Annotated in this window: 11 protein-coding genes, 1 tRNA gene and 1 pseudogene; 9 read left to right on the top strand and 4 right to left on the bottom strand. The window is 63.3% G+C overall.

Going from position 1 to position 12,724, the window contains the following annotated elements:
• Positions 1-2 precede the first annotated feature (2 nt).
• Positions 3-536, bottom strand: coding sequence for a MarR family transcriptional regulator (locus tag KDG50_01080; GenBank protein MCB1863996.1), 534 nt, complete (start codon positions 534-536; stop codon positions 3-5).
• Positions 537-815: 279 nt separating this feature from the next.
• On the opposite strand from KDG50_01080, the gene KDG50_01075 reads away from it, so the two are divergent.
• The 6 genes from KDG50_01075 to asnB all read left to right on the top strand — a co-directional run bounded on the left by KDG50_01075 (position 816) and on the right by asnB (position 7,963).
• Complete coding sequence (locus tag KDG50_01075; protein ID MCB1863995.1) at positions 816-1,235, top strand: fibronectin type III domain-containing protein; 420 nt, start codon at positions 816-818, stop codon at positions 1,233-1,235.
• A gap of 17 nt (positions 1,236-1,252) precedes the next feature.
• Entirely contained in the window at positions 1,253-2,479 is a 1,227-nt protein-coding gene (locus KDG50_01070) for a Zn-dependent hydrolase (protein MCB1863994.1), read from the top strand.
• 14 nt (positions 2,480-2,493) lie between these two features.
• Positions 2,494-3,231, top strand: a complete 738-nt coding sequence (locus KDG50_01065) for a cysteine hydrolase (GenBank protein ID MCB1863993.1) — start codon at positions 2,494-2,496, stop codon at positions 3,229-3,231.
• Positions 3,228-4,664, top strand: coding sequence for a sodium:solute symporter family protein (locus KDG50_01060; GenBank protein ID MCB1863992.1), 1,437 nt, complete (start codon positions 3,228-3,230; stop codon positions 4,662-4,664). The genes KDG50_01065 and KDG50_01060 overlap by 4 nt, the downstream gene beginning before the upstream one ends.
• A gap of 202 nt (positions 4,665-4,866) precedes the next feature.
• A complete protein-coding gene (locus KDG50_01055; protein MCB1863991.1) occupies positions 4,867-5,832 on the top strand; it encodes an aspartate carbamoyltransferase in 966 nt (321 codons plus the stop codon).
• A gap of 115 nt (positions 5,833-5,947) precedes the next feature.
• Entirely contained in the window at positions 5,948-7,963 is a 2,016-nt protein-coding gene (gene asnB, locus KDG50_01050; protein ID MCB1863990.1) for an asparagine synthase (glutamine-hydrolyzing), read from the top strand.
• A 120-nt stretch (positions 7,964-8,083) separates the two neighbouring features.
• Here the strand turns inward: asnB and KDG50_01045 are convergent, their stop codons facing one another.
• Positions 8,084-8,410 (bottom strand): OmpA family protein, encoded by a 327-nt coding sequence (locus tag KDG50_01045; GenBank protein ID MCB1863989.1) that lies wholly within the window; start codon positions 8,408-8,410, stop codon positions 8,084-8,086.
• Between the two features lie 20 nt (positions 8,411-8,430).
• Between KDG50_01045 and KDG50_01040 the strand changes: the two are divergent.
• Positions 8,431-8,895, top strand: a pseudogene (locus tag KDG50_01040) (dienelactone hydrolase family protein).
• 108 nt (positions 8,896-9,003) lie between these two features.
• On the opposite strand, the gene KDG50_01035 reads toward KDG50_01040, so the two are convergent.
• Positions 9,004-9,090, bottom strand: a tRNA-Leu gene (locus KDG50_01035).
• Between the two features lie 74 nt (positions 9,091-9,164).
• Here KDG50_01035 and rnr point away from each other — a divergent pair.
• On the top strand, positions 9,165-11,456 hold the full coding sequence (gene rnr / locus KDG50_01030; protein MCB1863988.1) for a ribonuclease R: 2,292 nt from the start codon (positions 9,165-9,167) through the stop codon (positions 11,454-11,456).
• On the top strand, positions 11,453-12,214 hold the full coding sequence (gene rlmB / locus KDG50_01025) for a 23S rRNA (guanosine(2251)-2'-O)-methyltransferase RlmB (GenBank protein MCB1863987.1): 762 nt from the start codon (positions 11,453-11,455) through the stop codon (positions 12,212-12,214). Before rnr ends, rlmB begins: the two co-directional genes overlap by 4 nt.
• On the opposite strand, the gene KDG50_01020 is transcribed toward rlmB, so the two are convergent.
• Positions 12,211-12,717: an LPXTG cell wall surface anchor family - like protein gene (locus KDG50_01020; protein MCB1863986.1), complete on the bottom strand. Its 507-nt coding sequence runs from the start codon at positions 12,715-12,717 to the stop codon at positions 12,211-12,213. The two genes, rlmB and KDG50_01020, sit on opposite strands and share 4 nt — an antisense overlap.
• Positions 12,718-12,724 lie beyond the last annotated feature (7 nt).

Raw genomic sequence — 12,724 nt, 5'->3', positions numbered from 1 at the left:
CGCTAATCCGTTTGATCGAGCGTGGACTGGCTCGACAACAACGGTGCGGCTTCCAGGGTTTCGGCATCCATCAGCTCGGCGACCCGCTGTACGCTCGACAACAGCAGGTTCTGTTCCCATGCGGTGAGCTGCCCGAACCGCTGAACGAAGGTCTCCTGCAGCAGGGGCGGCGACCCCGCGACCACGTTGTAGCCGGCCTCGGTCGCGCGAAGCACCACGCAGCGCCGATCGGCCTGGTCACGACGGCGCTCCAACAGGCCGCGCTCCTCAAGCCGTTTGAAAATGCCGGTCAGGGTCGCCTGACTCAGGCTGACGCGGCGGGCAAGTTCGCCTGCGGTCAGGCTGCCGGCGCGCACGATTGCGTTCAGCAGGATCGCCTGCGGTCCGGTCAGACCGTAGCGCTGATACAGGCTGCGTGAGTGCATGTCCACGGCCCGCATCACGCGACGCAGGGCGACGAGCATCTGCTCTGACTGGTCGCCTGGCGAGCCGTTGGCCCGGTGCGGATGATTTGCAGACAAATCGTTTCTGGGCATGGAGCGGGATCCGCAAGGATGGGTAGTTCGAGCCGTCTGCGCCGCGGCGTATGCGCGCCTGATCCATGTTAGCTGAGGGCTGGCTTATTCCAAACTGGTCTTTCATGTCTGTATGGTTGATGGCGACGCAAGCGGGCCGACTGGGCAGCGGGAGAGGGTGTTCGGCACGGGAGGCAGCGACCATAGACCTCGATCATCGCTGGGCTGCGGTTGCTTCGGCCCGGCAAAATCTTTAGCCTACTAAACAATTTCGCCGTTTCCCGTCTGGACGGCTACGCCATGAACTGCTTTGCGGCCAGTTCCGGCGCGGTGCTGCTTGCAGTGTTCTGCATGGCCAGCACCATCGCCACCGCCGGCCCCCTCCAATTGCGCAGCGACACCGAGGTCGCCAGCGCCGGCTACTTCACCCTGAGTTGGGACGGTGTTGGGCCGTCGGTCTTCGAGTTGCGTGAGACCGAACGGTCAGGCTCGTCACGCATCGCCTATCACGGGCCCGACACCGCACGCCTGGTCTCCGGCAAGCCGGACGGGGTCTATCGCTACGAGGTACGTCCGATGGGTGAGGTCACATGGAGCGAGCCCGTCACTGTATCCGTGAACCATCATCCCCTGTCGCGCGCGCTCGGCTTCTTTGCCGTGGGTGCGCTGGTATTCGTCGCGACTACCGCGATGATCGTCGTCGGCGCACGACGCACATGAGTCGAGTCCGTTCACCGATGCTCGCATGCAACCTCGAGCGTCTACGAGCGGACCTCGATGAGTTGTCGGGGATCGGTCGGGCCAGCGACCACGGCATCCACCGCACCGCGTTCAGCGCCGCCGATATGCAGGCGCGCGCTTGGCTGCGTGAGCGGCTGGAAGCCGCGGGATTGCCCCATGCGATGGACGGCGCCGGCAACGTCAGCGGCTGGCTGGGTGATGCGACCGCCACCACCGTCATGACAGGCTCGCACCTGGATTCCGTGCCCGGCGCGGGTCATCTCGATGGCGCGCTCGGCGTGATCTGTGGCCTTGAGGCCCTGCGTGTGCTGGCGGAGTCAGATTTGGGCCTGCGCCACCGCGTCGAACTCGTTGGTTTCAGCGACGAAGAGGGCCGTTTCGGCGGCCTGTTCGGATCGCAGGCGCTGTGCGGGCAACTGACGCCGGAGGATCTCGCGGCCGCGGAAGACCTCGACGGCGTCAAGTTGACTGAAGCGATGGCCGAGCACGGGATGGACGCCCGCGAAGCGCTTGCGGCACACCGCGCGCCCGGAAGCATCCTTGCCTTCGTTGAACTGCATATCGAGCAGGGTCCGGTGCTCGACCGCCAGCAGGTTCCACTCGGAGTCGTCGAGGCGATCACCGGGCTGTTCAAATGGAATGTGCGTTACACGGGTGCCGCCGACCATGCGGGTACCACGCCGATGGACCTGCGTCGCGATGCGTTCCAGGGCATGGCGGAATTTGCACAGCAGATGACGCGCGTGCTCGAGGAATACGGCAGTCCGCGCAGCCGCGCAACAGTCGGTCGCGTGCAGTTGCATCCGGGAGCGGCGAACGTGGTGCCGGGAATCGCTGAGTTTTCGCTGGATGTTCGCGATACCAATCCGGCTGTACTCGCCGATCTTGCAAGTGCATTCCGGCGCACGCTGGAAGCGATCGCGCGACGCCGCGGGCTGATGTTCGAGTTCGAGGTGCTCAGCGAGATCGCGCCGGTACGTTGTCACGACAGCGTGGTCTCCGCCATCGAGGCCGCCGCGGCCGAGCGCGAGGTCAATGCCATGCGGCTGCCCAGCGGGGCCGCCCATGACACGCAGATCATGGCCTCCATCGCGCCGGCCGGAATGATCTTCGTCCCCAGCCGTGATGGCCGTAGCCATTCGCCGGCGGAGTGGACTTCATTGCGCGATATCGAAACCGGCACGAACGTGCTGATTGGCACACTGCTTCGACTCGCCGCCTGATTCGGAATGTATTCATGAGTAAATCCACGCAATCGGCCGATGCCTTTCTGAACGTTGACCCGCTGCGCGAATCGTATCGACATGCGATCACGGAAACGCCGGCGGTCCGTACGTCGATCCGCCATGCGGATACCGCACTGCTGTGCATTGATCTTCAATATCTCGACGCCGCGCGTGGTTGTGGAGTGTTCGCGGATGCAAAGCGATCCGGCGTTCCCGAGCAGGCACAGACCTACTACTTCGAGCGGCTCGATGCACTGGTGCTGCCGAATGTTCGCCGTCTGCAGGACGCGTTTCGCGCGCGCGGGCTGGAGGTCATTCACACGCGCATACAGTCGTTGACACAGGACGGCCGCGATCGAGGTCCGGGGCACAAACGACTCGGCCTGCACGCGCCGCCCGGCTCGCGGGAAGCGCAGTTTCTCGAACAAGTGGCACCGGTGGGCGACGAGATCGTCATCAACAAGACGGCGTCGGGCGTGTTCACCTCGACGAATATTGAATACATTCTGCGCAATCTGAACATCACCGGGCTTGTGGTCGTTGGTGTGTATTCAAACGAGTGCGTGTCAACGGCCATTCGCGATGCCTGTGACCTCGGGTTCCACGTCACGCTGATCTCCGATGGTTGCGCGACCGTAACACCGGAACTGCAGCATGCAACCATCACGACCATGACCGACCGCTATGCGCGCGTGATGTCCACAGACGAATTCATCGCCGAATTAGCGGAGCTGGTTGTGGCCGCGTGAACGTCGTCAACTCCGCCGTGCTCGACAGCAGTACGGGCTGGTTGATCCTTGCGTTGTTCAGCGCGTTGTGGGTCGTGCTCGGCTGGTCGTTCGGGCGTCGCAATCGTGATCTGGAGGGTTACATGCTCGCCGGGCGCAAGGTTGGGCTCGCGCTGGGTACGGCCACGGCGATGGCGACCTGGGTCACCTCGAACACCACCATGGCCGCGCCGCAGCTCGCCCTGCAGCTTGGGCTCTGGGGCATGATCGGCTATTCGCTGGGCTCGATCGGGTTGCTGCTGTTCGCGCCGCTGGCGCGCCGCATCCGCGCACTGATGCCCGGCGCATTCACCAGTGGTGACTTCATCCGGCTTCGTTACGGCAATACGGCATGGCGGGTGTTCCTGCTGATTTCCTTCTTCTATGCGCTGGGTTGGCTGATCTCCATGGGCATGGCCGGCGGCGTGCTGATCCACGCGCTGACCGGTATTGACTACCGCATCGGCATGACCGTGATTGTCTGGATCTGCGTTGCCTACACGCTGCTTGGCGGTCTGCGTGCGGTCATTGGTACCGACTTTATTCAGACGCTGATCATTCTGGTCGGCATCGTCGTGCTCGGCTGGCTTGCGATCGACCGGATCGGGATCGACACCATGCACGCCGCCGTGGTCGAAGAGCGTCCGGAACTGCTGAATCTGCTGATGCCGGCGGCGATCATGTTCCTGTTCAACAATCTGTTGTTCGGCATCGGCGAGATCTTTCACTCCAACGTCTGGTGGAGCCGCGCATTCGCGTTCCGTGAAAACGTCGGCTTCAAGGCCTACCTGCTGGCCGGCCTGATGTGGGCGCCCGTGCCGATCGTTGCGGGATTCATCGCGCTCGGGGTGCCGGCGCTGGGGCTGAATGTACCCGCGGGTGACATGGTGGGCCCGATGGTGGCCGCGCAGTTGCTGGGAAGTGTTGGTGCCGTGCTGGTTTTCATCGTCGTGTTTGCGGCGCTGGCTTCGAGTCTGGATTCGCTGTTGGCCGCGACATCCGATCTGGTGCTGACCGATCTGTACAAGGGGCACGTGCGTCCGGATGCGAGCCCCGAACACCTGGCGAGCGTCGCGCGTTGGGTCGTACTCGGGCTGGGGCTGATGACCTGGCTGCTGTGCTTGCCACGTCTGGCGACGCTTGCGGAACTCCTGTATTTCACCGGCGCGTTTGTCGCCAGCACGATCTGGCCCGTGGCTGCGGGGCTTTTCTGGCGCAACGCGAACTCAACGGGCGCGGTGTCGGGCATGGTACTCGGTACTGTCACCGGGCTGATCGCGTATTTCTCGATCGGGTTCTATGTCGCGGCGCTGGTTTCGGCTGCCGTGTCCATGCTGGCCGTGATCGTGAGCACCTGGCTGCGACCCGCGGCGTTCGACTGGGCGCGGCTGAATCCCCGTGAGGGCGTGTCATGACTGCGTCTGCATCCGTACTCGGGGTTCTCGTCATCGTGGCCACGCTGGTCACAGCCGTGTCGCCAATCCTGTTGGTCGTTTTGTGGTTACGCGACCGCCGCAAAGGAGAACTGTGGTGAAACGCAATCTATCCCAGCGACTGCTCGAACCACTCGAGGAGCCCGCGCTCGACCGAACCGGGTTCGAGCGTCCACGCGCGCTGATGGACGTCGTCGGCGAGGATCTGACGCCCTTGCTTGACCTTGTCAACCGGCCGGTTGTGTCGGCACGCCAGTTCGATCGATCGCAACTTGTGCAGCTGTGTCGTGTCGCCGCGCGATATGAAACCAAGCGCCAGACCGTGAGTCGTCCGTTGACCGGGCGCATCCTGGTCAGTGCGTTCTACGAACCCAGCACGCGAACGCGGCTTTCATTCGAGAGTGCCTGGCATCGTCTCGGCGGCGACATCATGTCCATCACGGACCCGGCATCCACCGGCATCGCGAAGGGCGAATCGCTCCACGACGTGGGCGAGATGCTCAATGCATACGGCGATCTGGTGGTGCTGCGTGACAGTAACGATCGTGCCGTGTACGAAATGATGGAGGCTCTGCGCATACCGATCGTCAACGCCGGAAACGGCCTGGACGAGCATCCAACCCAGGCAATGGCCGATATCTACGCAATCCTTAAATCGTGTCCGGAGCTCGCACGCGAGCACCCCAAATGCAATGTGCGGATTGGCATCATTGGTGTGCCTGCGCGCATGCGCACAGTTCGCAGCCTGTTGCTCATGCTGGCGCAGCTTGCCCGGGGAATCGAAGCGGTCACGGTGATATCGGACGAGAAGGTACCATTTGCGGACGGTCAACTTGAGGAGCTTCGCCGTGCCGGTCTGAAGGTTGGGATCACGTCGGATCTCGACGCTGTGCTGCCGGAACTCGATGTGGTCTATATCAATTCCATCGCGTGGACCGGTGACGGTTACGAAGAGCTTGGCGTTCGATACCGGCTGGATGCGAACTCGCCGCTGAAGTCCGATGCGATTGTCATGCACCCGTTGGCACGCGGCGCCGAGCTGGATTCGAGTCTCGACGATACGTCGCACAACTGGTACTTCGCGCAGGCACGCGGCGCGGTGTTCGTTCGCATGGCGCTGCTGTCGGCGATTCTTAAAACGTTTTCCTGACTTTTATTACCCATATGCATCCATTTGCTCGACGGGCGGGCAGAGCGACGCTGTCCTGCGCCAAGTCCATCTGTATTCACAATTACGCGGCGTACAGGCCCATTGGAGTAACACCATGTGCGGCATAGCGGGGGTTTTTCATGCCGATCGGTCTCGTCCGGTCGATCCCGAAACGCTGGTCGCCATGGCGGCAATCCAACATCACCGGGGGCCGGACGGCTTCGGCTGGCAGGTCATGGACGGGATCGGATTCAGCCATGCGCGCCTGTCCATCATTGATCTGGATGAAAACCGTGGGCGCCAGCCGTTTGTGACGACAGACGGCAAACTGCTGCTGACCAAGAACGGCGAACTCTACGACTACAAGCGAATCCGCGCGGAATTGACGGCGGACGGCGCAAGATTCCAGACCAAGTCGGATTCCGAGATCATCCTGCATCTGTATCCTCGTTTTGGGCTGGAGGGAACCCTGCCGCATCTGCGCGGCGAGTTTGCGTTCGCACTCTACGACCACGAAGCCGACACCGTGCATCTGGTCAGGGACCGGTTCGGAATTAAACCGCTCTACTGGACGGAAGTCGGTGGCAACGTCATCTTTGGTTCGGAACTCAAGGTGCTGTTCGCGCATCCCGATGTTCCGCGCCGGTTCGACCCGCAGGGTCTTTATCACCAGCTGATGCAGGCCATTGTCCCCGGAAGCACGGCCTTTGCCGGCATCCATCAGGTCAGGCCTGGCCACGTGGTGACGATCCGCCGCCGCGATGGTCGACTGCAGATCAGCGATCGCCGCTATTGGGACATGCCGTTCCCCGCTGATGGTGTGCATGCCATGCTGAGCGACGAGGAAGCGATCGAGGGCGTGCGTGCGAAACTGCTGGAAGCCGTGCACCTGCGGCTCGAAGCCGACGTGCCGGTCGGGTGTTATCTGTCGGGTGGAATCGACTCGTGCTCCATTCTCGGGCTTGCATCCGCCGTGCAGCAGTCGCCGGTCAAGGCCTTCACGATCGGATTTGATTCCGACCAATATGACGAGACCCCGATTGCCCGGGAGATGGCGCAATCGGTCGGCGCCAATCAGGACGTGATGCGGCTGTCCGCCGACCATCTCTATGACTATTTCGAAGAAACCATCTGGCATACCGAACGCACCGTCTACAACACGCTTGCGGTTGCGAAGTTCCTGATGAGCCGGCATGTACGTGACGCACGCTACAAGGTGGTCGTCACGGGCGAAGGCTCGGACGAACTGTTCGCGGGTTATCCAGCGTTTCGCAATGATTTGTTCCTGCACGGTCTCGATCACATGGCCGAGGCAGAACGCGCGGAATGGAAACGTCTGCTGCACGAACAGAACGCGCTGTTCAAGGGCGCGATGCTCGCCGAGAACGCCGTGGAGAATGCCGCCTTGACCGAGCGTGTCGGCTTCACGCCAGCGTGTCTGCAGCCGTGGCTTGCTTCATCAAACTATGTTCCGGGGATTCTGAACCGCGAGATTGCCGACGTTTTGTCTGGCTACGATCCGGGGGCAGCGATCGCCGCAGCGCTGGACGCAGATTCCCTCGAGGGCCGTCATCCGCTGGATCGCGCACAGTACGTCTGGATCAAGACCATGCTGGAAGGACAGATCCTGACCTGGGGCGGCGATCGCGTGGACATGGCCAACTCCATGGAGGCCCGGCCCGCGTTTCTCGATCATCATCTGGCGGAGTTTGCCGCGACCCTGTCGCCCAGCGTTCGCATTCGCGGCAAGACCGAGAAATGGGTGTTGCGCGAAGCGATGAAGGGTCTGTTGCCGGAGGTGCTTTACAAGCGCGAGAAATTCGCCTTCATGGCTCCGCCGGCGCATACGGACCCGAAGAAATGGCAGGCGATGCAGGGGCTTGCGCGAAAATATCTCGACGGTGGCAGCATTGAGGCCGCGGGCCTGCTGGATGCCGACGGCGTAGATGCGCTGTTTGCATTACACGACCGCGATGATACGACGGCCGCAACCCGTAACAATCTGGATGCAGTATTCAACCACATGATCGGCGTACAAGCCCTGCACCGTCAGTTCGTTGCAACGGACGTCCCGGCGCAGGCCCGCGCCAAGGCGGCCGATCTGGGGTGGTCCGTCAAGGCCGCGAGCTGAATTTGCGCGCGAATCGTTGGCGTCCGGATTATCCGCAACTCGGCTTGATCGGTTGACTCCCCGCTTTTCGTTGCCGTTTGGCTTGGGCAATGATGTTCTTCCCGCAACAGCCGATGTTTTTCAGCGTTGCACCAGCGCCACCCGACGATTGCTTGCGCGACCGCCTTCGGACGCATTAGTCGCCACCGGCACAAGCGGTCCGACGCCCCTGCCTTCCAGCCGTGCGCCATCAATCCCGTAATCTGCCGTCAGCGCTTTGACGACCGGCTTGGCGAGACCTTCCGACAAACTCATGCTGTGGGCCAGACTACCCTGCATATCGGTATGCCCGACTACATAAAGTTTCAGGTCAGCACGATCGTTCAGGAGCTTTGCGACTTCGTCGAGCGCGGGCTTTGATTCCGGCTTGAGATCAGTCTTGTCCGTGTCAAACAAAATCCCTTCCACCGCCGGACACCAAAGGCTGGATGATGCAGATCACAACAAATACTGAAGCTTGGCAGAAGCGCGCCCTCCTAGGCGTGGAGCAGTTCAGGGCGAGTTCGCAGGTGGATCCGGAAAAGATTGCCGTCGTTGGGTATGGCTTTGGCGGAGCGACGGCCATGCAATTGACTTACGCTGGCGCATCGCTCACGGCGGCTGTAAGTGTTTACGGACCGCTGTCGCCGCCGACTCCCGAGCAGGCTGCAGCGATAAAGCCGCGCATTCTCGTCGCCCACGGTGCCTCCGACGAATCGGTGCCCAAAGACCGAATCGAGCAGTTCTCCAGCGATCTGAATGACGCCAGGGTGGACTGGGAAATGGATATCTATGGGGGCGCCAAGCATGGCTTTGCCAATCCTTATACGGGCGGCTATGGCATGGACGGACTCGCTTACAACGAGAGGGCCGACCGGCGTTCGTGGGCCCGGTTGCTCGCGTTCCTGAAGGACAGCTTCGCGCGGGACGGATCAGTCCGGCCAGAGAGTGGCGGTCAGTTCAGAGCCGCCGGAGCGACCGAGGCACGATCGCCCGCCCGCAGTGTGTTCTGGATAAGGATGTGGTGCCGAGGAGAGGACTTGAACCTCCACCGGGTTACCCCGACATGGACCTGAACCATGCGCGTCTACCAATTCCGCCACCTCGGCAGGTGGGACCGCGCAATCTACTGGTGCCGTGACGGCTTGTCAAACGTCCGCGGAGCGGGGATGATCGCGGCGTCATGAGCCCACCGAAGAAGCCGCGCCGGGAGCAGTCGCTCTCGGGCGATCCGCATCGGGCGCGCGAAGCGCGCCACTACGAAAACCCCATCCCGAGCCGCGAGTACCTGCTCGCTTGGCTGCGTGAACACGGCGCGCCGGCGAAGCCCGAGGAGTTCGCAGAGGCGTTCGGACTGAGCTCCGGTGCGGACCGTCAGGCGCTGGATCGCCGGCTCGAGGCCATGGGGCGCGCCGGGCAGCTGATCCTCAACCGTCGCGGGGCCTGGTGTCGGGTCAACGACCGCGACCTGGTGCGCGGGCGGGTCATCGCCCATCCCGACGGGTTCGGTTTCCTCAAGCCGGACGAAGGCGGCGAAGACCTGTCGCTGTCGGCGCGCGAGATGCGCGCACTGCTGCATGGCGACCGCATCGTTGCGCGCGTGGCCGGCGTGGATCGCCGCGGCCGGCGCGAGGCGGCGGTCGTCGAGGTCATCGAACGATCCGTCACGCGCGTGGTGGGTCGTCTGCACAACGAGCGCGGCGCCTGTTTTCTGGTGCCGGACAATCCGCGCATCCACCACGACATCCTGATCGGCCCGAACGACACCGGTGGCGCGCGCGCCGGGCAGATTGTGGTGGCCGAACTCGTCGAGGCGCCGTCGCGCCATGGTCCGCCGGTCGGGCGGGTGGTCGAACTGCTCGGCGATCACATGGCGCCGGGCATGGAAATCGAGATCGCGATTCGCGCCCACGCCCTGCCGCACGAATGGCCGGATGCGGTGGTCGACGAGATGAAGGCGTTCGGAACCGAGGTGCCCGAGGCCGCCAAGGCCGGACGCGAGGACCTGCGCGAGCTGCCGCTGGTGACGATCGACGGCGAAGACGCGCGCGATTTCGACGACGCCGTGTGGGCCACCCGCACGCGCTCGGGCTTTCGCCTGATCGTCGCGATTGCGGACGTGAGCAGCTACGTCGAGCCCGGCACGGCGCTGGATCGCGAGGCCTACAGTCGCGGCAACTCGGTCTATTTCCCGGACCGCGTCATTCCGATGCTGCCCGAGGTGCTGTCCAACGGGCTGTGTTCACTGAACCCGAAGGTCGACCGGCTGTGCCTGTGTTGCGAGGCGCGCATCGATGGCGATGGCTCGATCACCCGCACGCGGTTCTTCGAGGGCGTCATGCGTTCGCACGCGCGCCTGACCTACAGCGAGGTCGAGGCCATGCTCGTGCGTGGCGATCATGGACTGCGCAGGAAATATTCCGGCGTCGTCGCGCAGCTCGACGATCTGAACGCCCTGTATCAGGTGCTGCGCACGGGACGCGAAAAACGCGGTGCGATTGACTTCTCGTCAAGCGAAACGCGCATCGTGTTCGATGCCGAGCGCAAGATTGATCGCATCGAACAGCGCGAACGCCTCGAAGCGCACCGGCTGATCGAGGAGTGCATGCTGGTCGCGAACGTTTCGGCCGCGCGGTTTCTCCTGCGTCGAAAGATGGGCACGCTGTTCCGCATCCACGAACAGCCCGATGCAGATCGCGTCGCTGACACGCGGCGGTTTCTCGGTGAGCTTGGGCTGCGCCTGCCGGGTGGCGAGTTGCCCACGCCCGGTGACTACGCGCGGCTGATCGCGCGCATCCAGGAACGCCCCGATGTGCGAATGGTCGAAACCGTGCTGCTGCGATCCATGATGCAGGCGGTGTATTCGCCGGACAATGTCGGGCATTTCGGTCTCGCCTACGAAGAGTATCTGCACTTCACTTCGCCGATCCGCCGCTATCCGGACCTGCTGGTGCATCGTGCGATCCGGCATCTGCTGCGCGGCGGCAAACCCGGATCGTTCGGGTACAACCACGATCGCCTGCTCGAGACCGGAGAGCACTGCTCGATGACCGAGCGGCGCGCCGACGAAGCCACGCGCGATGCGGTGAACTGGCTCAAATGCGAATACATGCTCGCGCATGTCGGCGAGGAGTATGCAGGCACGATCAGTGCCGTGACGTCGTTCGGGCTGTTCGTTGAGCTCGACGGTGTCTATGTCGAAGGACTCGTGCACATCACGAACCTGCGCAATGATTACTACCACTTCGATCCGGTTGGCCATCGGCTGGAAGGCGAGCGATCCGGTGAGGTGTTCCGCCTGGCCGATCGCGTGCGCGTGAAGGTTGCGCGGGTCGATCTGGAGGAGCGCAAGATCGACTTTGAACTGCTCGAACATGGCAGTTCGCGTGGCGGCGCAAAGCCTGCCCGCAAGGACAAGCCCGCGCGCGAGAAACCCGCCAGGCGCGGCAAGCGCGACAAGCGCAAGCGCCGGTGAGTGAAAAGCCGGCGCGCATCGGCGGTCTGCACGCGGTGCGTGCGGCACTGGATGCGCACGCGGATGCGCCGGTCCGGGCGATCTGGGTCACCCAGGGGCGCAACGATCGGCGCATAACCGAGCTTGTGGAAGCCGCAGCTTCACTGGGTGTGTCCGTCCATCGGGTCGACCCGCGTGAACTCGATCGCATGCTCGCCGGCGTTCGACATCAGGGCATTGCCGCCGAGGTTCGGTTGCCCGAGACGCACGACGAACATTCATTGCGAGCCCTGATCGAGAACGCTGACCGGCCGGCGCTCCTGCTGGTGCTCGACGGGGTGACCGATCCGCACAACCTCGGCGCCTGTCTGCGCAGTGCCGAGGCCGCGGGCGCGCTCGCCGTGGTCGCGCCCCGGGATCGCGCGGTTGGACTCACGCCGACGGTTGCGAAGGTCGCGGCCGGGGCCGCCGGGCGCATCCCGTTCGTTCAGGTGACCAATCTCGCGCGGACGCTGCGCGAGCTTCAGGGCCTCGGTCTGTGGCTGGTCGGCATGGCGGACGGTGCGACGCAGTCCCTGTACGCGACCGACCTCAGCGGCCCCGTCGCGCTGGTGCTGGGCGCGGAGGGCGCGGGGCTGCGCCGTCTGACCGCCGAGCAGTGTGATTTCCTCGCCCGGATCCCGATGGCGGGCGCGGTCGAGAGTCTGAATGTTTCCGTCGCGGCCGGCGTCTGTCTGTTCGAGGCGGTGCGCCAGCGCGCTGCTCCCCCCGCCCGCTAGCGTGCGAAGGGCATCATCCGAATGGGATTCGAAAACTTGTTGATGTCGTTGCCCATGTGACCCATGGATGAGTTCATCTGACCCATCGCGATATTCATCTGCGCGATATTGCCGGTCATCGCGTTGATCTGGCCCGTCATGGTCGCAATGCTCTGGTTGAGTTGGTGCATGTCATTGCCCATCTTGCGCATGTCGCCACTCATCATGACCATGCCCTCGCGCACGATGCGGAAATCCGCGCCCATGCCGGCCTGACCCTCGACCATGCTCTTGGCCATGGTTTCCATGCGCCGGCCCATGCCCTGCATGTCCGTGGCCATGGAGTGCACGTCCTTGCCCATCTGCACGACGGACACCGTCATATTGCTCATGTCACGACCCATGTTGTACATGAACATGCCCATGCCGGCGGCGGCGATCAGCATCGCGATCAGTACGATCGCAATCAGCGAAAACCTGCCGATTCGGCTCGGGAGAGTGCTTGGCGGAATGTCGGAATACATATCGTTC

The sequence above is a fragment of the Chromatiales bacterium genome (genome assembly GCA_020445605.1).
GTDB lineage: Bacteria > Pseudomonadota > Gammaproteobacteria > JAGRGH01 > JAGRGH01 > JAGRGH01.
This window is presented reverse-complemented; position numbering and strand designations above follow the sequence as displayed.

Coding starts and splice junctions, on each gene's coding strand:
- rnr (MCB1863988.1), top strand. CDS start 9,165: ATGAGCCCACCGAAGAAGCCGCGCCGGGAGCAGTCGCTCTCGGGCGAT.
- KDG50_01075 (MCB1863995.1), top strand. CDS start 816: ATGAACTGCTTTGCGGCCAGTTCCGGCGCGGTGCTGCTTGCAGTGTTC.
- KDG50_01020 (MCB1863986.1), bottom strand. CDS start 12,717: ATGTATTCCGACATTCCGCCAAGCACTCTCCCGAGCCGAATCGGCAGG.
- asnB (MCB1863990.1), top strand. CDS start 5,948: ATGTGCGGCATAGCGGGGGTTTTTCATGCCGATCGGTCTCGTCCGGTC.
- KDG50_01070 (MCB1863994.1), top strand. CDS start 1,253: ATGCTCGCATGCAACCTCGAGCGTCTACGAGCGGACCTCGATGAGTTG.
- KDG50_01055 (MCB1863991.1), top strand. CDS start 4,867: ATGGACGTCGTCGGCGAGGATCTGACGCCCTTGCTTGACCTTGTCAAC.
- KDG50_01080 (MCB1863996.1), bottom strand. CDS start 536: ATGCCCAGAAACGATTTGTCTGCAAATCATCCGCACCGGGCCAACGGC.
- KDG50_01065 (MCB1863993.1), top strand. CDS start 2,494: ATGAGTAAATCCACGCAATCGGCCGATGCCTTTCTGAACGTTGACCCG.